Origin of the sequence: Acinetobacter sp. TAC-1 (assembly GCF_029025845.1) — a bacterium.
GTDB classification, from domain to species: domain Bacteria; phylum Pseudomonadota; class Gammaproteobacteria; order Pseudomonadales; family Moraxellaceae; genus Acinetobacter; species Acinetobacter guillouiae.
Genome location: NZ_CP118892.1, coordinates 2,992,492 through 3,013,909 on the forward strand (window position 1 = coordinate 2,992,492; position 21,418 = coordinate 3,013,909).

Sequence of the window (21,418 nt, forward strand, 5' to 3'; positions counted from 1 at the left end):
AAATCCCATACGGAGATTTAAAATAAATATTGATGTAAATCAATTATATTACACATTGCATACTGTCTTTAAATGCAGTCTAGACTTCATTCTTAAATGTTATTTTTCAATCTAAATAAAATGAAATCAAACAATATGTTTGGGGTCTGTTGAGAATTCGTCTATGTTTGCGACTATGTGTGTTTTTTAGGCGATACTAGGCGCGAAATACGAAATTTAGTCATTCTAAATGAGTAGTTTGTAACGACGTAGCGGCAAAAAACACGCTAGTCCCCCGCTGCGCCTTGCGCTGCAAACAAAGCAGTGCTTTGTTCTTGCTCAGGGTTGTGGCTAAAATTATCTCAGCCTTCGTTATGAAACTCGAAAATAGTCTCGCTATTCTCTTCGTTTCATGCCTTGCCTGCTCAATTTTAACCTACAACGCAAGCCATTTATGAAATATCAACAGCCCCTCATCAATGAAATCATAAATGGCGCAAATAACACCATGATGATTCCTGAAATAATCATGGATAGACTGGCAATCACCCCTTCTAACTCATGACGTTGTCTTGCTCGCGCAATCCCCATCGCATGAGCGGCATTTCCTAGAGCAGCGCCTTGTGCAATACGGTTTTTATAGCGCATCCATAACAGTAAAAAATCACCAAATAACATCCCCACTAAGCCTGTTATGACCGTAAACAAGGGAATTAAACTGATTGAGCCGCCAATCTTTTCAGTCAACTCCAAAGCAAATGGAATAGAAATCGAACGTGCCAAAAGACTATTTTTCAAAATTTCGTCGAAATTGAACATACTTGCCAATAGCCAGCTACTTAAAATCCCCACCAGCATAGACACACTAGAACTGACGATTAAAACGAAAAAATATTGTTTGACGATCGCTCTATAACGAAATACAGGAATCGCAAATGCCACTGTAATTGGTCCTAACATGGCAACCAAATATTGGGTGTATAGGTAATAGTCTTGAAAGCGATGCTGAAATATAAAGATCAAAATAATACTGAGACTCGGCACCACAATAATCGGAGAAAAATATATTTTCTGGGTAAAAACAAATACGCGCTTTGCCACGAAGTAACACACTACCGTCCACAGCAAGTAAAAAACGCCCCACAACTCCGTCATTCCACATCATCCTGTTGCAAGAATAGTTTCACCACCAACACAGAGCTTGCCATCACCAAAGCGGTACTGAGTAAAATCACCAGAAATATTTTCCAACCACTGATCAAAAGCAATTGCTGATACTGGATCACACCGACCACTGGCGGAATAAAAAACAGTAACAGCTCACCCAACAGAATATCGGCACCTAGACTCACCTTTTCCAAGTTAAGCCATTGCATTTGCAATAAAATTAGCAATATAAAAAAACCTAAAACACCTGATGCAATGGGTAAATTCAACAGTTTTTGCAACATATATGCAAAACCCCAAATCGCGATAATCAAGCTGATTTGGTAGCTCGCGCGCTTAATGGTGGTTAACTCAGATCTTGTATAAAACACTGTCATTTACATCCGTATATTCATCATGACTCAAGCTAAATTTAACGGTACATACCTTTTTTCAACTTAAAATTGAGTGATATATCCGTAGTTTGCAGTGCATTAAAGAAAAAATATAGCTACAAAAGCAGCCGATAAAAATATAACAGTTTAGCCATTTTTTAAAAATCTGTTATATTTTTTCTCCTCATTTTCTGTACCTACATCCCAACTAAATAATGGTGCAACATCATAATAATTATTTCTAAGTAGGTAGTTTTTATGGAACGATCTATGGTTTTTTCCAAACTTAATCATGACGGTCATGGGTCTATAGCGGTCCAATGCCTCAAGCAACGATGGGGCATGCAATGAGTCTCGGATTAACTGCACTAGAACTGGCAAGAATTCAGTTTGCTTTCACTGTGTCTTTTCACATTATTTTCCCTGCAACCTCCATTGGTTTAGCCTGTTTCCTTGCACTGCTGGAATGGAAATGGTTGCGTACACAAAACCCAGTTTACAAAGACCTTTTCAAATACTGGATTAAGATTTTTGCTGTTGCATTTGCTATGGGTGTTGTTTCAGGCATTGTCATGGCCTACCAGTTTGGTACCAACTGGAGTGAGTTCTCGCGTATCTCAGGCAGTGTGACGGGACCATTACTCACCTATGAGGTTTTAAGCGCATTTTTCTTAGAAGCAGGCTTCTTAGGAATCATGCTTTTTGGTTGGGGCCGAGTCACCGCAAAAGCACATTTTTTTGCCACACTTATGGTCGCCATCGGAACCTGTATTTCCATGTTCTGGATTTTGTCCTCTAACAGTTGGATGCAAACACCACAAGGTTTTGCAATAGAAAATGGCATCATTGTCCCGAAGGACTGGTGGGCAATTGTATTTAACCCCTCGTTCCCCTATCGCTTTGCACATATGGCAACAGCTGCATTTTTAGTGTCTTCATTATTGGTTGTAGGCACAGCGGGCTGGCACCTGCTTAAAGGTCGTCGTGATGAATTAATTAAAAAATCATTCTCTATGGGTTTATGGATGGTGCTGGTAACCTCTTGTTTACAAGTGGTTATTGGCGACAACCATGGTTTAAACACCTTAAAACATCAACCAGCGAAATTGGCAGCAATTGAAGGACACTGGGAGACCAACCGTGACCATGCGATGCCACTTCTGCTGTTTGCAACACCAAACATGCAACAAGAAAAAAATACAACTGAATTCGGTATTCCCTATTTAGGCAGTTTGATTCTAACCCACTCCTTAGATGGCGAAGTCACTGGATTAAAGGATTTTGCAGCTGAAGATCGCCCAAATGTAGCCATCGTGTTCTGGAGCTTCCGTGTCATGGTGGGGCTTGGCATGTTAATGGTACTGCTGTCTTTAACAGCCTTATGGTTACGCAAAAAGAATCGCCTCTATGAGTCTACATGGTTTCATAAATTCGCCATTGTGATGGGTCCAACGGGTTATATCGCTTTACTCGCAGGTTGGGTTACAACAGAAGTAGGAAGACAGCCTTGGGTGGTTTATGGCGTGTTACGTACCAAAGATGCGTTATCGCATACCGTAACAGCAGACCAAGTGGGACTCAGTCTGATCATTTTTGTACTGGTGTATACCGTTGTATTTGGTGCAGGGATTTATTATATGTTCAGACTCATGAAATCTGGACCTGAGTTTTTAACTCATTTAGATCCTGAAATAACTGGTTTAGGGCATTTTAAAACCCCATTACGCCCCCTCAGTGCTGTGGATGATCCAATCGATGGACAACAAGCGCCGCTAGATCAAAATAAGGAGAAACATCATGATTGATCTCGCTTTAATATGGGTCGGCATTATTGGTTTAGGTGTACTGATTTATGTGGTGATGGATGGTTTTGATTTAGGCATTGGCATTCTCTTTCCATTTATTCCAGACCGACAAGAACGTGATGTCATGATGAATACGGTCGCCCCTGTCTGGGATGGTAACGAAACATGGATGGTGCTTGGCGGCGCGGGATTATTTGCAGCCTTTCCGCTGGTCTATTCTACGGTACTCTCTGCTTTATACCTTCCCATTATATTTATGGTGGTCGCATTGATTTTTCGTGGTGTTGCCTTCGAGTTCCGCTTTAAAGCAACTCGAACCAAATACTTATGGGATCAAGCCTTTATTTGGGGATCAATCTTATCCAGCTTTTTCCAAGGGGTTATCCTTGGTGCATATATCCAAGGTATTCAAACCACTGCGGGTATTTATAGTGGCGGTGTATGGGATTGGTTTACCCCTTTTTCACTTTTCACTGGTTTAGGTGTTGTTGTCATGTATGCCACTTTAGGTTGTGGCTGGTTGATTTTAAAAACGGAAGCGCGTTTACAAGACATCATGTATACGCTGATGCCAAAGCTGTTAATCACGTTAATGATTATTTTTGCTGCCGTCAGTATCTATACCCCGATCACACATCCTGAAATTGCCCAGCGCTGGTTTGCATTACCAAACCTCATCTATTTCAGCCCTGTGCCTATTTTAGTTGTACTCTTTTCTGGTTTAATTTTACATGCTTGTAAGCAACGACATGAGATCAAACCTTTTGTCTATACGCTGGCATTGGTTTTTCTAGCATTTACAGGATTTGTAATTAGTTTATGGCCCAATATCATTCCACCTTCAGTTTCAATTTGGCAAGCCGCTGCACCAGAATCAAGTCTTAAATTTACCTTGGTCGGCGCGGCAATTCTGATCCCAATTATTATCGCTTATACCTTCTTGTCTTACTGGGTTTTCCGAGACAAAGTCCGTATTGGTGATGAAGGCTACCATTGATCAAGGAGTTTTAGATGAACAAATACATCAAACAACTCAACCCTGCAACATGGTTTATTTTGTTGTGGTGTTTCGGTTTTGCAGCATTGGCTTTAATTGCGGGTTTGTTTAGATTAATGCTTAGTTTTGCCTATTAGGCATATACCTGTTGATGATCTGACTAGCGAAGAAAGGATAAGTATTTAACTATGCTTATCCTTATTTATAGCCAAACCACCTAAATATTTATACAACTGATTTGCATCAAGTCATTGATCAGAAATGAAGCTTAAGTATTTGTATAAACTTTTAGAAACTGCTGGTTATCAATTCACTTTTTGTGCTTTTGAAGCATAGATACTTATCCTATCGTGGGGCGACAAGGATGTCGCCGTTGAGCGGGGGTATAGGATGTACCCCTCGCTCAATAAAAGATTTTTGTCCCTTTTTATCTCTAAAAAGGGAGGCATCGCCTACGCAAAGATATTTAAACTTTGAATGTAAGGTGTAGCATTGCAAGCTTTTTAGAATCAAACAATTTATTTTCTCCATACAATTGATTTAATTAAAAATGTTAATTAAGAGAAATTATATTCTTGTGTCTCAGTTTTTACAGGTTAACTATACTTGGACGCTTAAATGTCCTGACTACTAAAGATGATGCCCCTTATTTTTAATAGAGGGCATCACTCGATTTATCGGATTGAGCAAAAATTAGAATTTAAAGGTATAGGTTGTGATAAAACGATTTTCCACAAAATCCTTGCCTGGCATGTTTCCAACACCATATTTAATATTGGCATCAATATAGCGCCATTCCACTCCAAGCCCCTTTAACCGTCCTTCTGGAACAGTATAGTTTACAATCAAATTCTTCTCGGTTTCTTTATTATCCTTAAAGCCAGCCCGATAAATGTCACTACCATTTAAATAACGCAAGGTCAGTTTCAAGCCCGGTACGCCATGATCTTTAAAGTCATAACTATATAAGGCATGCCAAGTAAACTCTTTCGCTTTATAAAAAGCAATTGTAGACCAAGTCTGTAAATATCCTTGCGGGACATAACCATTTAAAAGTGGAATATTATCCTCACCGAAATGTTTTTGCACACCCGCTAAAAAGGTATTTGGCCCATGTTGTGCACTCGCTTGTAATCCTAGAGATTGAACATCGATGTTTCCAAAATAAGCATCGCCATCCTCTTTATAATTAAAATAGCGCGCATCTACTTTTAGCTTGGTCTCATTGACTTTTTCTGTATAAACCGCATTGAAATAGTGTTGTTGATAAATATCTTCCAACTGACCAAACCAGTATGAACCAGTGAAGTTTGGGGTAAACTTATAGTCTAAGCCGATAAAATTTAAACCATCACTTCTTTTGTTGGGATCTGTGGAGTTGCCCAAAGTGAATTTTCTATATTCATCATCATCTCGGGCATTGACATGGGTAAAACGACCTGCGGACAGTTTTAAATTTTGAATGTCTTGGCTTTCTAACATTACCCCAGCATAGGTCGTCACCAATTGTCGAGAATCATCAATAAATAAAACTGGTGTTTTTGGAAAAAGCTCCCCCACTTTAAGCTCTGTATTTTGATATTTAAGTTTTAAGGTGGCACCTAATTTTAAATAATCCCGTGCTTGTTGGGCTTCACTTTTGTCATATTTAAAAACGGTATCTAAACGTTCATCATAACGATCATTTAAACGTAGGGCATATTGAAAACCAAAATCTAAACCGACTTGTAGCGCAGTGTCGCTATAACCCGATTCAAAGCGCCCAGATGCCGCCTGCGACCAACTGCCGAGGTCATGTTTGGTATCTTCGTAGTCACGTTCATTATAGAAATTACGTAAATAAATACTGGTGTTACTCTCTTCTAAAAACTCGGCATAAGCGGCATCTATACTCAGACATCCAAACAGCGTATAAAGTGCAACTCGTTGAGTTCTATAAAGCAGATTTAGCTTTAACATGGGAAATCCTTTCCTGAATCTTTGAAATTCTTGTTGTGTAAGTTCTAGGGTATTCTTTGTCTTATCCTCCAGACAAAACTTTTGCACTTCCTTAAAATATAAATAAATTCAAAATGATATAATTAAGGAAATACATCAGTATTACCCATTATCAGAATTATTAATGTAATTTTCCATGTATAATGTGGTATATGTTTATACCTTTTCAGTCATACCACTGCTATTTTAAATCTAGATAAACAATTTTTTATGTATAAAAATACATTTTAAGATATTGAAAAATAAATATTTTTTATTATTTTTAATGATCTAACAACATGGTTATTTTCAAGCTATAGCATGACAGCATCACAGTTTTATCATTTGAGCGGGTTAAATATACCTTTTAAGTATTTAAAGATACCGAATTCAGTCTAGATAAGGGGATTACATTCAATTAAGGTATATAGAAGGATTTATGAACCAAGCAAGATTAGGAATGATGCTGGCTCAACGCACAACATATCTTAAAAGATATGACGCAAACCAGCATTATGGCAAGATTAAGGAGATAGCCATGACAGCCAATAATATTAGAATTTTCGAGACGGAAGAAGTACAGAATTTCATTAACCTACTCAGCGGGCTTGAGCAAGACGGTGGAAATCCTCGTACTAAGCAAATCATTCATCGGGTGGTTTCTGACTTATTTAAGACCATTGAAGATTTAGAGATTTCTTCTGACGAATATTGGGCTGCAATTGCATATTTAAACCAGCTAGGTACCAGTCATGAAGCAGGCTTACTTTCTCCTGGTTTAGGCTTTGACCACTTCCTTGATATGCGTATGGATGCAATTGATGCCGCTTTGGGTATTGAGAACCCAACCCCGCGTACCATTGAAGGCCCACTTTATGTCGCAGGTGCACCTGTTGCCCAAGGTTTTGCTCGTATGGATGATGGCAGTGATCCAAATGGTCATACCCTGATTTTGCACGGTACAATTTACGCTGCAGATGGTCAACCACTGCCAAATGCACAAGTTGAAATCTGGCATGCCAATACCAAAGGTTTTTATTCACACTTTGACCCAACTGGCGAACAACAGCCTTTTAATATGCGTCGTACCATTATGACGGATGCTCAAGGTCAATACCGTGTACAAACGATTCTGCCTGCAGGTTATGGCTGTCCACCAGAAGGCCCAACTCAACAATTGTTAAATCAATTAGGCCGTCATGGTAATCGTCCTGCACATATTCATTTCTTTGTATCTGCAGATGGTCATCGCAAACTAACCACGCAAATTAACGTTGCTGGCGACCCGTACACCTATGATGACTTCGCCTACGCAACACGTGAAGGCCTTGTGGTTGACGCAATCGAACATACAGATGCAGCAGCGATCCAAGCCAACGGTGTTGAAGGTCCATTTGCCGAAATGGTATTTGACCTCAGACTTAGCCGCCTTGTAGATGGTATTGATAACCATGTGGTTGACCGCCCTCGCCTACAAGCTTAATTCAGCTAAAAGTCATTTTGTGAATCTTGAAATCAGGCGAGCTGTAACGGTTTAGCCTGATTTATTTTATGGAAAAGATATTTAGATGGATATTCATACTTTTGATGCAGCAAGCAATACTATTTTAGCCGTTGTACCTGAAGATGCGAAAGCTCTGGCTCGACTGCGTGCCATTCTACAGGCAGGTCAATTTCCGACGGTTACAGTGATTGGCAAATATAATCATGGTAAAAGCCGACTGTTAAATGAGCTTATTGGTCAAGATATTTTCTCAGTTGCGGATAAACGAGAAACGGTGGCCCTATCCGAACATCTGCAACATCAAATCCGCTGGTTAGATGCACCGGGTTTGGATGCTGATGTGGCGACAATCGATGATCAACTTGCTCAAGATGCGATGTGGAACAAAGCGGATATTCGCCTCATGGTGCATTCGGTACGTGAAGGTGAGTTTGATCCTTATGAATTACACTTATTCCAGCAATTCGAGCAAGATGCAAAGCAGACCCAACGTCAAAGCTTACTGCTGCTTACTCAAATTGACCAGATTCCAGATCAAGCCGTTTTAACACAGATTATTGATAGCATTCAAAATCAAGCACCAACTGCAACGATACGACCTGTATCAGCTACACGGCACCGTCAAGGTATCGAAAATTCCAAACCCGTACTGGTACAACGCAGTGGTATCCCCGAACTACAACACACACTTCATCGGATGCTTGAGCAAGTCCCCGCAATACGTCAATTTGAAAAAAAACAGATCATTGTTGATCTAAAAACGCGCTTATCCCACCACCTAGAAACCATTCAAAGCAACATTCAGCAACTTACAACAAGCTTACAGCAGCAACGCCAAAATTTTGAGCGTGATCTCAATCAAATATTAGATAAAGTGCGTCAAGATTTACAACCGGTCCTACAGATCTCTGGGCAGGATAATTCGCTAGAACCAGATTCTTTTGCCAATATGTATAAAGTAACCGCGGGCAAACGTGATCGTAACCGTATTCAAGTGGCTTATTCTCGTGCCTGTATCGAAATCAATAGCCATCTGGTGCGCTATGGTGTGGTGGGTTTACCTGATACGCAAAAAAGTAATGTACGCAGTCTAGATACGGTCATGGTTGCGGTGATGGGTGTCTCGGTCAAACTGCGTAAAGATCTCAATCTTATTTTTGTCGAAGAATCAGGTCGTCAGCGTTTACGTGGTGAATTTGCCCATTATTTTGAATTGTCTTCTGATCGAATGCAGTTGCAACAGCAATTACTTAATTTGCAGCAGCAACAGCAGCTCATCATACAAGCCCAACAGGCATCAACCACTTTGGAGCAGGTATAATGACCGTCCATGATTCGCATGATTCGATTCAGACGCTGATTGCGAGCACCGAAGCTTTTGATCAGCAGGAACAGGACATCATCCTGCATTTAAATAAGATGCACACTTGGCATCAGCAACTGGCGATCAATCTCAATAAACAACGTATCAATCCCATTGGACTGACATCATATAGTCAGATTGCCCAAGACATCGCAGTACTCAATTCTCAGCTTGAAAGCTATCTCAGCCATTGGGAAACACAATTAGAAACCCTACATGCTGCACAATCCATCGCAGATCATTTTGACGATAAGATTATTTTGCTGATTTTCGGAAAATTCAATGCGGGTAAAAGTTCATTCTGTAATGTATTGGCAGAGTGTTTTCACAGACGCCAGCAAAGCGTTGAATATTTTTATCTCGACTCAGGTCAAATTATCCATAGTCAGGAGCGTTTTAAAGAAGGTGCCACAGAAACCACCACACGCTTACAAGGGGTTTGTTTAGCAAACAACCTCATTTTATTGGATACCCCAGGACTTCATTCCGTTACGCCAGAAAATGCAGCATTAACCCAACGCTTTATGGATAGTGCGGATGGTGTCCTTTGGCTCAGTAGTTCCTCCTCACCCGGTCAAGTCAAAGAATTAGCGGCTTTGGGGCAGGAATTACGCCGACATAAACCGTTATTGCCAGTGCTGACACGCAGTGATTATTTTGAAGAAGATGAAGTCGATGGCGACATTTGCCAGATTCTATGCAATAAAACCTCTGACCAACGTTATCTGCAAGAAACCGATGTTCAAACCCGTGCTATTGACCAACTGATCGCAATGCAAGTTGATCCTGTGCTGTTGCAATCGCCAATTTCAACCTCCTCTCAGATGTTAAAAAATGCGGATTTCAATGATCAGGCCATGCAAATGGCAGGTTTTAATCGTTTATTTGATGCACTTTTACATTTGATCCAACCTGCTCTGGCTTATAAACAGCGTAAACCTGCGGAAGCATTGTTACATCATTTACAAGAACAAATTCTAACGCCTTTACAACTTGAGGTTGTGCCACAACTGCATCAATTACAGCAGCAGCTAAGCAATGCTATGAGCGCTTTGCTGCAACATAAACAGCAGATCATTACGCAAACATGGCGCAGTATGATTGCAACCCTGCCAAGCTTATTAGAGCAACATGCCGAGCAGCAAGCGGTGGATGAATTGTATAGTGCACTGACCCAACAGGCTCAACAGCTTCTATCACAACATATTGCAAATACTTTATCGGATTATCAACTGCAATATGCCCCTCTCAGTCCGTTACAGTTTGCTAAGCATCTGGCGTATGAAGTGATTTATGCTGATGATGCAACCGAGATCTTGGCCATTGGCCATGACCGTTTATATAGCGAGATCTCACATAGTTTATGGCAAAAGCTTGATCTATATAGCGATGAAGTTATTTCACAATGCCAAGAACTGCTGAGCAATCTTCAAGAGCAAATTGCCACCATCCAGCAAGGCTTAATCAATGACGAACAGGAACTACAATACATTGCGAATTCATTAAGAATGAAGGGATAAAGACTGATAATGTCATTTTAAAATCAATATTTTAAAATCATGGTTTCAAATCATTAACTCAATAGATCTCATGCATAAATCAAAAAAATGATCATGTTGAGTGAATCATATTGGTATTGAAAGTCCCTTCTCCCGTTGGGAGAAGGCGAGGATGAGGGGATTTTTTATTGATCTCAGCGCAGGCCTATACTCGATTAATCCCCATCGAGTTGAAGTGGAATCCCTTCTTCTTCAAATACTTGTCGAATACATTCTAAAATTTTAGGTAAATAAGGACTTTGATCCATATTTCTCACAGCTAATGAAATAGGACTATAGGCCTCTATATCCAAAATCGGAATATAGACCAGATTTTTCATGCCTATTTCACTGGCGCTTTCAGGAATAATGCATATCCCTTCCCCTGACGACACCAAACCCAAAGCCATATGGATTTCTCGAACTTCAACCATATCTTTCGGTACCAAGCCTAATTCGGTAAAAATGGATTGAATCAAGGTTGAGAAATTGGGCTTCTGTGTGGCTGGATAAGAAAAAATAGGTTCATTGATAATTTGCGATAAATAAATACCTTTATCAATATAACTGGTTAAATGATGATTTTTATGCGCGGCTAATTTTAATTTCTCTTTGTACAATAAAATGCGCTTAATCGATGGATCACTAATTCTTAAACGACCAAAGCCTAAATCTATTTTACCGAGTTTGAGTGCTTCAATTTGATCCTTGGTACTATATTCAATCAGCTCAACCTGAATATCAGGGTTATTTTGACGAAATAAATAAATTACCTGAGGCAATAACGCATACAGCAATGAACTGACATAACCAATACGGACAATTGTATTCATTGAACTAATACGCTTCGCCATTGAGGTGGCTTGCGCAGTATGAGTCAAAATTTGTACCGCATGTTGGTAAAAGAATTGTCCTGCTTCAGTTGTTCTTACTGGACGTGTGCCACGCTCAAATAAAAGAATACCGAGTTCTTCTTCTAACTTTTGAATCTGACGGCTCAATGGCGGTTGAGCAATACATAATTTTTCTGCAGCTTTGGTAATACTCTGCTCTTCAACCACTGTAACGAAATAACGAAGATATCTTAATTCCATCTCTATAAATCCCTTTTATATACCTTTTAAGTATCTAAAAATACCAAAATCGGCCTAGTTAAAGATATTACATTAAATTAGGGTATATAAATAGATTGATACTTAAGAAATAACCACGATGTACAAGTCCATAGAAACGCTGTTAATCGAAATTCCAACGATACGTCCTCACAAGATGGCCGTTGCGACAATGCAAACCCAAACCTTGGTCTTGATTAAAGTCACGACTGAAGATGGTTTAATTGGCTGGGGTGAAGCGACCACAATTGGCGGTTTAGGTTATGGCGAAGAAAGTCCTGAAAGTGTAAAGACCAATATCGAAACCTATTTTGCGCCATTGTTAAAAACACTGTCTGGTGCCAATATTGCCCAAACAATGCAAGTGATCCATCGTAATATCAACGGTAATCGTTTTGCGAAATGTGCTGTTCAAACTGCATTATTAGATATTCAAGCGCAACGTTTAGGTCAACCCCTGAGTGAGATTCTAGGCGGTCGCTTACGTGACAGTATTCCTGTGCTTTGGGTTTTGGCGTCGGGTAACACCGAAAAAGACATTGCCGAAGCAGAAAAAATGATTGCGTTAAAACGTCACAATGTCTTTAAGTTAAAAATCGGATCACGTCCTGTTGAACAAGATGTTGAGCATGTATTGGCAATCAAAAAAGCCTTGGGCGCAGACATCTCAATTCGTGTAGACGTTAACCGTGCTTGGTCTGAACTGAATGCAATTAAAGGGATTCAAATGCTTCAAGATGGTGGCGTTGACCTGATTGAACAGCCTTGTGCAATTCATAATATTGATGCTATGCAACGTCTTAGCCGTAAGTTTGATATCGCGATCATGGCAGATGAATCATTAACTGGTCCACAAAGTGCTTATAACTTGGCAAAAACCAATGCAGCCTCAGTTTTTGCGGTAAAAGTTGCGCAATCTGGTGGTCTGATTGAAGCATGCGAAGTCGGTAAAATCGCCAATCTGGCAGGTATTGATCTTTATGGTGGCACTATGCTTGAAGGTCCTGTTGGAACAATTGCCTCAGCACATGCCTTCTCTACATTTAGCAATCTCGCAGCGGGAACTGAATTATTTGGCCCACTGCTACTGACTGAAGAAATTTTAAAAACACCGCTTCAATATGGCAATTTTGAGCTCAAAATTCCAACTGGTCCGGGCCTCGGCATTGAACTAGATGAAGACAAAATCGACAACCTACGTCGTCAATAATTCAAGGAGCTGACATGCTTTTCCAAGTACGAATGGATGTACACATCCCCCTCGATATGCCCGTCGAAAAAGCCAATGAAATTAAAGCAATTGAAAAGGCTTATTCACAAGATTTACAACGTCAAGGGAAATGGCGTCATATCTGGCGTATTACAGGCCAATACTCAAACACCAGTATTTTTGATGTAGAGAGCAATGAAGAACTCCACAATATTTTACAGGGATTGCCTTTATATCCTTATATGAATATCGAAGTGACGGCCTTAAACCGTCATCCGTCTTCAATTCGAGAAGATGACCATTAAGCAGCGGGTGTAAATTCATTGACCAAATAACTGTGAGATAAGTTCTTTCTCACAGTTTTTTAAGTTTCTATACATGTCTATCTTTGCTAATGCGGTATGTATAGAAATTTAAAAACATGGATAAAAGGTTCGTCTTATGATTGATAAAAGTAAGCTCTCGTTGTCTGAGGTTCTGTCACATATCAAAGATGGTGCAACCATTATGATTGGTGGCTTTGGAACAGCAGGACAGCCCGCAGAGCTGATCGATGGGCTGATTGAACTTGGCGTTAAAGATCTGGTGATTGTCAATAACAATGCAGGCAATGGCAATTACGGTCTGGCTAAACTGCTTAAATCGGGTGCAGTCCGTAAAATCATTTGTTCTTTCCCTCGTCAGTCTGATTCTTGGGTATTTGACGAACTCTATCATGCGGGCAAGATCGAACTGGAACTGGTTCCTCAAGGTAATCTCGCGTGTCGTATTCAAGCCGCAGGAATGGGTTTAGGTGCCGTATTTACCCCAACAGGCTTTGGCACATTATTGGCAGATGGTAAAGAAACTCGTCATATCGATGGCAAAGACTATGTGCTTGAATATCCAATTAAAGCAGATTTTGCACTGATTAAAGCACATCAAGGCGACCGTTGGGGCAACTTGGTTTATAACAAATCAGCACGTAACTTTGGTCCAATCATGGCAATGGCTGCAGATGTCACCATTGCACAGGTTTCAGAGGTGGTTGAATTAGGTCAACTCGATCCTGAGCATATTATTACCCCAGGAATTTTTGTTCAGCATGTGGTTGCAGTTGATGCAGCCAATGGTAATGGAGAATAACAATGAGCTACCAAAAACTAAGCCGTGACCAAATTGCTGAACGTGTTGCCCAAGATATTCCCGATGGGGCTTATGTCAATTTAGGTATTGGTTTACCGACCAAGATTTCAAAATATTTGCCAACAGACAAAGATGTATTTCTACATTCTGAAAATGGTTTATTGGCTTTTGGTCCTCCACCCGCCAAAGGTGAAGAAGATCCTGAGCTGATTAATGCAGGCAAAGAATATGTGACTATGCTAACGGGTGGCTCATTTTTCCATCATGGTGATTCTTTTGCCATGATGCGTGGTGGACATCTGGATATTGCTGTATTGGGTGCATTCCAAGTGGCAGCTAATGGTGATCTTGCCAACTGGCATACCGGTGCGCCAGATGCGATTCCTGCGGTGGGTGGCGCAATGGATTTGGCTGTAGGGGCCAAGAAAGTCTTTATCACCACCGACCATGTGACCAAGCAAGGTGAACCTAAGATTGTTGAAGAACTGAGCTATCCAGTGACAGGTAAACATTGTGTTGATCGTATTTATACTGACTTATGCGTGATTGATGTGACCGCAGAGGGTTTAAAAGTGCTTGAAAAAGTTGCAGGTCTGAGCTTTGAAGAGTTACAGGCTTTGACGGGTGCTCAATTGATTGATGCGACACAGGGATAATAAATCCCTCCCTACCTCCCTTTAAGAAAGGGAGGGGTTCTCTCTTTCATTAAGATAAGAGAGAAAGTCTCTCTTTAAAAAGGTGAGAAGTACTGCTTCGCAAGGGGGGATTCAATATAAAAGGAAAGACACATGAAAAACGCTTACATCATAGATGCCATCCGTACCCCATTTGGTCGTTATGCCGGTGGTCTTGCGCCAGTCCGTGCAGATGACCTCGGTGCTATTCCAATTCAAGCATTGATACAACGTAATCCAACGGTAGATTGGCAGCAAGTTGATGATGTGATTTATGGCTGTGCCAATCAGGCTGGTGAAGACAATCGTAATGTCGGGCGTATGTCAGCATTATTGGCAGGTGTGCCCTATCAAGTGCCAGCAACCACTGTCAATCGTTTATGTGGTTCATCACTGGATGCGATTGCCATGGCAGCTCGTGCCATCAAAGCCAATGAAGCAGATTTAATTATTGCGGGTGGTGTAGAAAGCATGAGCCGTGCGCCCTATGTGATGGGTAAGTCGGACAGTGCTTTTGGACGCAGTCAAAAGATCGAAGACACCACCATGGGCTGGCGCTTTATCAATCCAAAACTCAAAGAATTGTATGGTGTGGACAGCATGCCACAAACTGCTGAAAACGTAGCAGAACAATTCAATATTAACCGTGCGGATCAAGATCAGTTTGCGCTGAATAGCCAACAACGTACTGCGGCAGCACAAGCTCAAGGCTTTTTCAAAAATGAGATTGTGCCTGTCACTATTCCACAGCGTAAAGGTGATGCTGTGCTTGTGGATACAGATGAACATCCACGTGCATCAACTACTTTAGCAGCACTGACAAAACTTAAAGGTGTGGTCAAAGCTGATGGTACGGTCACGGCGGGTAATGCATCAGGGATTAATGATGGTGCAGCAGCCTTATTGATCGCTTCAGATGAAGCCGTAGAAAAATACCAATTAAAACCACGTGGCAAAATTATTGCAGCAACCACTGTAGGTGTTGAGCCACGAATTATGGGCTTTGCACCTGCGCCTGCAATCAAGAAACTGCTTAAACAAGCCGATCTTAATTTAGCGCAAATGGATGTGATTGAGCTGAATGAAGCCTTTGCCGCCCAAGCTTTGGCTGTAACCCGTGATTTAGGTTTGGCAGATGATGATGCACGCGTCAATCCCAATGGTGGGGCGATTGCTTTAGGTCATCCTTTGGGTTCATCAGGTGCCAGACTGGTGACCACAGCCTTAAATCAACTTGAACAAATCAAGGGTGAATATGCCCTATGTTCAATGTGTATTGGGGTGGGTCAAGGTATCGCGCTCATTATTCAACGTGTTGATCAAAATTAAGGAACGAGCAATGCCAACTTTTCAATCAGCGGATGCACAAATTAATTATCAAAGTTTTGGAAACCCTAACTCCCCTGCACTGGTCTTTTCAAATTCCTTAGGGACCAACTATGGCATGTGGCAAAAGCAGTTCAATTATTTTAAAGAACGTTTTTTTGTCATTTGCTATGACACCCGTGGACATGGTTCTTCATCTGCGCCACAAGGTCCTTATACCTTGCCCCAATTGGCTGAAGATGTGATTCGATTACTGGATCATTTAAATATTGAAAAAGCCAGTTTCTGTGGCATTTCTATGGGGGGGTTAACAGGTCAATGGTTAGCCATCCATTATCCACAACGATTTAATGCTGTTGTTATCAGTAATACCGCAGCAAAAATTGGACAAGAACAAGCATGGCTAGATCGTGCTCAACTTGTCCGAGAACAAGGTTTAACCAGCATCGCAGCAACCGCTGCATCACGTTGGTTTACAGATCCCTTTATCCAAAGTCATCCTGCAATTGTCAATAATCTGTGTAACGACTTAAGTGCTGGCAGCGCAATAGGTTATGCCAATTGTTGTGAGGCTTTGGCTAAAGCGGATGTCCGCAATCAACTCAAAGACATCACAATACCAGTTTTGGTCATTGCAGGGACGCAAGACCCTGTAACTACAGTTTTAGATGGGCAATTTATGCAACAGCACATTCCGCAATCCCAACTTGTGGAAATTCAAGCATCGCATATTTCAAATATTGAATGTCCTGAAGCATTCAATACTGCACTTGAAAAATTTCTCTCAGCAATTTTTGCGACTGAACTTTGACACTTTATCTTTGACACTTAATTTTTTGAAGCAGCATAAAGGGATAGAACATATCCCTTTATTTTTTGGCATTTCACCAAGACTTGATAAAGCATATTTAAAATAAAATGATGAGATAAAATTAAGTCTATTTATTTAAAAGTATAAATATATACCCACAAAGTAATAGAAAATTACATATAAAAATAACAATCATTTTATTTAATCAGGACCTGCATATCGATAAATCTGCTGTTTTTAGAAAACATCTAAAAACATTTCTTTCTCAATACTCTATTTCTCAACAATAATGAAAAGGATATTTCAATTGAAAAAAAGACCCTCAAATAATCAACTGAGCGATAAACACCACTTAATCAAATTAGGTGTTTTAAGTTGTTTATTGCTTGCAGGATGTAGTTCATCCTCTCGTTTAGAATCAAACCCAGTGCAAAAACAGGTCACGATTCAACGTGACAATTTTGGCACACCGCATGTCTATGCCAAGGATACTTATGGTCTTTTTTATGGCTATGCTTATGCAGTCGCAACTGATCGTTTATTTCAAATGGAAATGTCAAAACGTACAGGTTTAGGCACTGTTGCTGAAGTGCTCGGTCCTGACTATCTACAGTATGATATTGCAACCCATAGTCGTTTTAATCCTGAACAGATTAAACAACAAATTGCCCGACTTTCTCCTGAAGATCGTGCCATTTTCGATGGTTATGCTGCTGGTTTTAATAAGCGTGTCCAAGAGGTTTTGGCCAATCCAGAGCTGATGCCTAAAGAGTTTGTTGATTACGATTTTAAACCATCAACATGGCAGCCAGAAGATATCGCAATGGTCTGGGTCGGCTTAATTCTCAATCGGTTTTTTTCAGCCAGTTCAGAAGTTTCAAACTTAGATTTACTGACTCAACTACAAAAAGAAAAAGGTCCAGAAACAGGGTTAAAAGTTTATCAGCAATTACGTTGGCTAGATGATCCGAGTGCTCCCACAATTATTCAATCTAAAGTAAAACCACAAGTTTCAGCACATCAGCAACACATGTTAAAAGGTATAGCGCCTATATCAGACCAAGCAGCCAAAAACTATTTAGCTCAAGCGCGTATAGCATTGGGTAAAAGTGTGGTTGATGGCGTCCCTACAGCCAGTAATGCTTGGGTGGTCAAAGGAGATAAAACGGTAGAAGGCCAAACGGTTTTATATAATGGCCCTCAACAAGGCTGGTACACGCCTGCAATTACTTATGCGGTTGGGTTACATGGTGCTGGCTATAATCTCACTGGGATTACCCCTGTCGGTCTACCTGCTATTTTATTTGGAACCAATGGAAAAATTGCTTGGGGTTCAACTGTCGGTTCGCTTGATACCAATGACGTCTATCAACTTAGCTTAAATCCGAGCAATCCAAAACAGTACCGTTATCAAGGCAGTTATATTCCCTTTGAACATCAACAGATCAAGATTAAAGTCCGTAATCAGCCAGACCACGTTTTAGATGTGTATCAAAGTAAACAAGGCTTTGTCAGCACATGGGATGAAAAAAATCATACCGCCTATGCACAAAAACGTAGCTGGGAAGGTGTAGAGATTGAAACTTTATTGGGCTGGGCCAATGCAGCAAAAGCGAGCAACTGGCAAGAATTCCTAGATCAAGCCAAACGTGTCGCGGCTTCGATTACGTGGTTTTATGCCGATACCCAAAATAATATTGGTGTCGCTGCATTGGGTCGTTTACCGATCCGCCCTGAAAACCAGCATATTCAACTGCCTGCTCAAGGTGATGGCTCAATGGAATGGCAGGGTTTCTATGATTTCTCACATAATCCCAAAGCCTATAACCCTGAAAAAGGCTATATTAGCAGTTGGAACAATAAAGCTTATGCGGATTTACGTTCCGATTCCTCCAACTTCTCTCATGTTGACCGTGTCAATGAACTGATTGAACCCCTAGAAAGTAAAGCAAAATTAAGCCAACAAGACATTTGGGATATCAATAAAATGGGCGCTTGGTCGGATCTGAATGCGCGTTATTTTATCCCCTATATGGTCAAAGCTGCGCAAAGCCCGAACGCCTCACCTCTGGCAAAGAAAGTTGCACCAATATTGGCGAGTTGGGACTTTAAGCTTCGTCCTGACAGTGAAGCTAAATTCTATCAAGGCGCAGCACCTGTCATTATGCGTACATGGCTCAATCAAATGATTGAATTGGTGCTTAAACCAAATCTATCTGAAAATATTTATGCGCGTTACACAGATACCCTTTACCCAGTAAATAATGACCCACGGAGTACACAACCTGCCAATGCATCCAAACTAATCTGGAATGCGCTGCAAGGCAAACAAGCCAGCGTTGCTCAAACCGTTGATTTCTTAAAAGGACAATCAGCAGATGATGTGGTGTTAACTGCCTTGGAAAACACCTTAATTCAGCTTTCAAAACAATATCATTCAGACCAACCCAATGACTGGAAAATTCCTGTTGCCACAATGGGATTCTCCAACAAAAACTCAGTGGGTATCCCATGGGCCGATCAGGCACATCAACAACAGCTGAGCACCTATGGGAATACAGGGAGTGCAACCTTTAGAGTGGTACTTAATCCCAATCAAGTCAGCATGTGTTCAATTCTTGCACCTGGTCAAAGTGGATTTATTCATCGCAATGGAAAGACTGATCCACACTTTGCCGATCAGCTGCCATTATTTGAGAACTATCAATGTAAGGATGATGCGGTAAGCCAAAAGCAAATTGATCAAGCAACACAGCAAAGTATGACTTTAACCTATTAATTTTTACTCTAAACAGCCCAATATATGCATATATTGGGCTGTTTGGATTTTAAAGCTTGTTCAGCTTATATATTTCCATAACTTATCAAGCCTATATTCGCAACCAGTAGATCACTGGAAGCGATACCACTCTTTTTAGACTGTGCTACCTACTTTTAAATATCTATGCACATTTTTAATAGCGAATCATCACTGATTTTAATTCAGTGAAATCTTCAATAAATGCATCTGAAAACTCTCGACCAGTTCCTGAAGCTTTCACACCACCAAATGGAACCGACGGATCTAAAAAAGTATGCATATTGACCCATAAAGTACCCGCTTCAATTTTCGGTATTAAACGCAAAGCTTTGGACAAATCGTTGGTCCAAATACTTGCGGTTAAACCAAACCGAGAATGATTCATCAGCTGAATGAGTTCTTCATCCGTTTCAAATGGCATTAATCCTACAATTGGACCAAAAGTCTCTTCTATAAATAATGGATCATCAATCGCTTTTAAAGAAATTAAAGTCGGTTCGACAAAATAACCTGTTTGTTGCAAAGTATCTCCACCAGCAATAATTTGATTATTGGCTTTAGCCAAATCTAAATAATGCTTTACTTTATCAAAGTGAGGCCGGTTAGACAGCGGACCAAACATACTGCTTTCATCCATCGCCGATCCAATTTTAAATTGAGATAATGCTTTAGAAAGCTTGGCAACAAGCTCATCATATTTTGTCTGATGCACAAAAAACCGCTCTGGCGATGCACATACTTGGCCTTGATGCACAAAAGTTGCTTGTATCAAGGTAGGTAAAATCTCATCTATATTTGCATCAGCCAAAATGGCAATCGCATTTTTACCTCCCAACTCCAAGCTAACACGAGTTAAATCACTGCTCATCGCAAGCTTACCAATAGCAATCCCCGTAGGTACTGAGCCTGTGAAAGAAACCTTTTTAATCAAGGGTGACTCAATCAGATATTGCCCAGTTTCGCCTTTACCCGTCACAACATTGATCACACCTGCTGGAATACCCGCTTCAATTGCTAACTCAGCTAAACGTAGCAATGACAAACTGGCAAATTCACTGGGTTTCAGCACAATGCTACAGCCTGTTGTTAAAGCTGAACCAATTTTCCAAATGCCAATCATGAGTGAAAAATTCCACGGAACAATACCCGCGACGACCCCAACAGGCTGCCTCAAGGTAAATGCGGTATATTTTTCACCTTGTGTAGAAGGAATAGAAGGTTGCATCGTTTGACCATGAATCTTGGTGGCCCAACCAGCAAAATATCTTAAAAAAATAATAGATTGCGCCACTTCAAGATGACGGGAAATATGAATTAACTTTCCAGTAGACAAAGACTCTAGTTGCGCAAGTTCCTCAGCATATTGCTCAATTAAATCTGCCAATTTATTCAGTTTTACACCACGTTGATACGGTGTCGTTTCAGCCCAAGCATTTTGAAAAGCATGATCTGCACTGGATACTGCATCTACAACATCTTGTTGACTAGCGATACTGATCTGAGCAATGACTTGTTCGGTAGAGGGATTCACAATATCAACTTTATTTGAATGTTGAGCAGCAACCCACTTCCCATCAATAAAATGTCCATGCGCTCTATTCAAAAAAGTCTGTACGCTATCTAATATTTTGACTTCATTCATTTTTATTCCTCACG

18 protein-coding genes are annotated in these 21,418 nt (G+C 40.6%); 13 read left to right on the plus strand and 5 right to left on the minus strand.

From position 1 onward, the window contains the following. Nucleotides 1–441: 441 nt before the first annotated feature. Together PYV58_RS13945 and PYV58_RS13950 are read right to left on the minus strand one after the other, a co-directional pair. Nucleotides 442–1,134 (minus strand): LrgB family protein, encoded by a 693-nt coding sequence (locus PYV58_RS13945; protein WP_004820463.1) that lies wholly within the window; start codon nt 1,132–1,134, stop codon nt 442–444. Further along, nucleotides 1,131–1,523: a CidA/LrgA family protein gene (locus PYV58_RS13950; RefSeq protein WP_171077812.1), complete on the minus strand. Its 393-nt coding sequence runs from the start codon at nt 1,521–1,523 to the stop codon at nt 1,131–1,133. Before PYV58_RS13950 ends, PYV58_RS13945 begins: the two co-directional genes overlap by 4 nt. A 344-nt stretch (nt 1,524–1,867) precedes the next feature. Here PYV58_RS13950 and PYV58_RS13955 point away from each other — a divergent pair, with 344 nt between their 5' ends. Genes PYV58_RS13955 through PYV58_RS13965 form a run of 3 tightly spaced genes read left to right on the plus strand, consistent with a single transcriptional unit; the run spans nt 1,868 to nt 4,459 of the window. Then, entirely contained in the window at nt 1,868–3,325 is a 1,458-nt protein-coding gene (locus PYV58_RS13955; RefSeq protein ID WP_034617972.1) for a cytochrome ubiquinol oxidase subunit I, read from the plus strand. Continuing rightward, nucleotides 3,318–4,322 carry a cytochrome d ubiquinol oxidase subunit II gene (gene cydB / locus PYV58_RS13960; RefSeq protein ID WP_034617970.1) on the plus strand — a complete coding sequence of 335 codons (1,005 nt, stop codon included), beginning with the start codon at nt 3,318–3,320 and terminating at the stop codon, nt 4,320–4,322. The genes PYV58_RS13955 and cydB overlap by 8 nt, the downstream gene beginning before the upstream one ends. A gap of 14 nt (nt 4,323–4,336) precedes the next feature. Then, the gene (locus tag PYV58_RS13965; protein WP_004721553.1) at nt 4,337–4,459 is read left to right on the plus strand and encodes a DUF2474 family protein; all 123 of its coding nucleotides are present in this window, start codon (nt 4,337–4,339) and stop codon (nt 4,457–4,459) included. A gap of 556 nt (nt 4,460–5,015) precedes the next feature. On the opposite strand, the gene PYV58_RS13970 is transcribed toward PYV58_RS13965, so the two are convergent. Beyond that, nucleotides 5,016–6,281 carry an OprD family outer membrane porin gene (locus PYV58_RS13970; protein WP_034617968.1) on the minus strand — a complete coding sequence of 422 codons (1,266 nt, stop codon included), beginning with the start codon at nt 6,279–6,281 and terminating at the stop codon, nt 5,016–5,018. Between the two features lie 556 nt (nt 6,282–6,837). Between PYV58_RS13970 and catA the strand changes: the two genes are divergently transcribed. The 3 genes from catA to PYV58_RS13985 all read left to right on the plus strand — a co-directional run bounded on the left by catA (nt 6,838) and on the right by PYV58_RS13985 (nt 10,686). Beyond that, nucleotides 6,838–7,782, plus strand: coding sequence for a catechol 1,2-dioxygenase (catA, locus tag PYV58_RS13975; RefSeq protein ID WP_034617966.1), 945 nt, complete (start codon nt 6,838–6,840; stop codon nt 7,780–7,782). A gap of 85 nt (nt 7,783–7,867) precedes the next feature. Further along, on the plus strand, nt 7,868–9,124 hold the full coding sequence (locus PYV58_RS13980) for a GTPase (protein WP_034617964.1): 1,257 nt from the start codon (nt 7,868–7,870) through the stop codon (nt 9,122–9,124). Next, nucleotides 9,124–10,686, plus strand: coding sequence for a dynamin family protein (locus PYV58_RS13985; RefSeq protein WP_034617962.1), 1,563 nt, complete (start codon nt 9,124–9,126; stop codon nt 10,684–10,686). Before PYV58_RS13980 ends, PYV58_RS13985 begins: the two co-directional genes overlap by 1 nt. A 194-nt stretch (nt 10,687–10,880) precedes the next feature. Here the strand turns inward: PYV58_RS13985 and catM are convergent, their stop codons facing one another. Then, nucleotides 10,881–11,798: a cis,cis-muconate-binding transcription regulator CatM gene (gene catM / locus PYV58_RS13990; RefSeq protein ID WP_034617960.1), complete on the minus strand. Its 918-nt coding sequence runs from the start codon at nt 11,796–11,798 to the stop codon at nt 10,881–10,883. Between the two features lie 118 nt (nt 11,799–11,916). On the opposite strand from catM, the gene PYV58_RS13995 reads away from it, so the two are divergent. The 7 genes from PYV58_RS13995 (at nt 11,917) to PYV58_RS14025 (ending at nt 19,741) form a co-directional block, all read left to right on the plus strand. Further along, the gene (locus PYV58_RS13995) at nt 11,917–13,026 is read left to right on the plus strand and encodes a muconate/chloromuconate family cycloisomerase (protein ID WP_004721566.1); all 1,110 of its coding nucleotides are present in this window, start codon (nt 11,917–11,919) and stop codon (nt 13,024–13,026) included. Nucleotides 13,027–13,040: 14 nt separating this feature from the next. Further along, complete coding sequence (catC, locus tag PYV58_RS14000; protein WP_004820442.1) at nt 13,041–13,331, plus strand: muconolactone Delta-isomerase; 291 nt, start codon at nt 13,041–13,043, stop codon at nt 13,329–13,331. A 136-nt stretch (nt 13,332–13,467) separates the two neighbouring features. Continuing rightward, entirely contained in the window at nt 13,468–14,151 is a 684-nt protein-coding gene (locus tag PYV58_RS14005) for a 3-oxoacid CoA-transferase subunit A (protein WP_275059552.1), read from the plus strand. A 2-nt stretch (nt 14,152–14,153) separates the two neighbouring features. Next, complete coding sequence (locus PYV58_RS14010; RefSeq protein ID WP_004820437.1) at nt 14,154–14,807, plus strand: 3-oxoacid CoA-transferase subunit B; 654 nt, start codon at nt 14,154–14,156, stop codon at nt 14,805–14,807. Nucleotides 14,808–14,939: 132 nt separating this feature from the next. Next, the gene (gene pcaF, locus PYV58_RS14015) at nt 14,940–16,154 is read left to right on the plus strand and encodes a 3-oxoadipyl-CoA thiolase (protein ID WP_275059553.1); all 1,215 of its coding nucleotides are present in this window, start codon (nt 14,940–14,942) and stop codon (nt 16,152–16,154) included. A gap of 10 nt (nt 16,155–16,164) precedes the next feature. Next, the gene (pcaD, locus tag PYV58_RS14020) at nt 16,165–16,962 is read left to right on the plus strand and encodes a 3-oxoadipate enol-lactonase (RefSeq protein WP_034614206.1); all 798 of its coding nucleotides are present in this window, start codon (nt 16,165–16,167) and stop codon (nt 16,960–16,962) included. A 289-nt stretch (nt 16,963–17,251) separates the two neighbouring features. After that, nucleotides 17,252–19,741 carry a penicillin acylase family protein gene (locus tag PYV58_RS14025; protein WP_051671019.1) on the plus strand — a complete coding sequence of 830 codons (2,490 nt, stop codon included), beginning with the start codon at nt 17,252–17,254 and terminating at the stop codon, nt 19,739–19,741. A gap of 175 nt (nt 19,742–19,916) precedes the next feature. Here PYV58_RS14025 and PYV58_RS14030 read toward each other — a convergent pair whose 3' ends face one another. Continuing rightward, on the minus strand, nt 19,917–21,404 hold the full coding sequence (locus tag PYV58_RS14030) for an NAD-dependent phenylacetaldehyde dehydrogenase (protein WP_034614200.1): 1,488 nt from the start codon (nt 21,402–21,404) through the stop codon (nt 19,917–19,919). Between the last annotated feature and the right edge of the window lie 14 nt (nt 21,405–21,418).

Bases quoted from the DNA above. Each gene is read 5' to 3' on its own strand.
- PYV58_RS13945 (WP_004820463.1), bottom strand. From the start codon at position 1,134: ATGACGGAGTTGTGGGGCGTTTTTTACTTGCTGTGGACGGTAGTGTGT.
- PYV58_RS13950 (WP_171077812.1), bottom strand. From the start codon at position 1,523: ATGACAGTGTTTTATACAAGATCTGAGTTAACCACCATTAAGCGCGCG.
- PYV58_RS13955 (WP_034617972.1), top strand. From the start codon at position 1,868: ATGAGTCTCGGATTAACTGCACTAGAACTGGCAAGAATTCAGTTTGCT.
- cydB (WP_034617970.1), top strand. From the start codon at position 3,318: ATGATTGATCTCGCTTTAATATGGGTCGGCATTATTGGTTTAGGTGTA.
- PYV58_RS13965 (WP_004721553.1), top strand. From the start codon at position 4,337: ATGAACAAATACATCAAACAACTCAACCCTGCAACATGGTTTATTTTG.
- PYV58_RS13970 (WP_034617968.1), bottom strand. From the start codon at position 6,281: ATGTTAAAGCTAAATCTGCTTTATAGAACTCAACGAGTTGCACTTTAT.
- catA (WP_034617966.1), top strand. From the start codon at position 6,838: ATGACAGCCAATAATATTAGAATTTTCGAGACGGAAGAAGTACAGAAT.
- PYV58_RS13980 (WP_034617964.1), top strand. From the start codon at position 7,868: ATGGATATTCATACTTTTGATGCAGCAAGCAATACTATTTTAGCCGTT.
- PYV58_RS13985 (WP_034617962.1), top strand. From the start codon at position 9,124: ATGACCGTCCATGATTCGCATGATTCGATTCAGACGCTGATTGCGAGC.
- catM (WP_034617960.1), bottom strand. From the start codon at position 11,798: ATGGAATTAAGATATCTTCGTTATTTCGTTACAGTGGTTGAAGAGCAG.
- PYV58_RS13995 (WP_004721566.1), top strand. From the start codon at position 11,917: ATGTACAAGTCCATAGAAACGCTGTTAATCGAAATTCCAACGATACGT.
- catC (WP_004820442.1), top strand. From the start codon at position 13,041: ATGCTTTTCCAAGTACGAATGGATGTACACATCCCCCTCGATATGCCC.
- PYV58_RS14005 (WP_275059552.1), top strand. From the start codon at position 13,468: ATGATTGATAAAAGTAAGCTCTCGTTGTCTGAGGTTCTGTCACATATC.
- PYV58_RS14010 (WP_004820437.1), top strand. From the start codon at position 14,154: ATGAGCTACCAAAAACTAAGCCGTGACCAAATTGCTGAACGTGTTGCC.
- pcaF (WP_275059553.1), top strand. From the start codon at position 14,940: ATGAAAAACGCTTACATCATAGATGCCATCCGTACCCCATTTGGTCGT.
- pcaD (WP_034614206.1), top strand. From the start codon at position 16,165: ATGCCAACTTTTCAATCAGCGGATGCACAAATTAATTATCAAAGTTTT.
- PYV58_RS14025 (WP_051671019.1), top strand. From the start codon at position 17,252: ATGAAAAGGATATTTCAATTGAAAAAAAGACCCTCAAATAATCAACTG.
- PYV58_RS14030 (WP_034614200.1), bottom strand. From the start codon at position 21,404: ATGAATGAAGTCAAAATATTAGATAGCGTACAGACTTTTTTGAATAGA.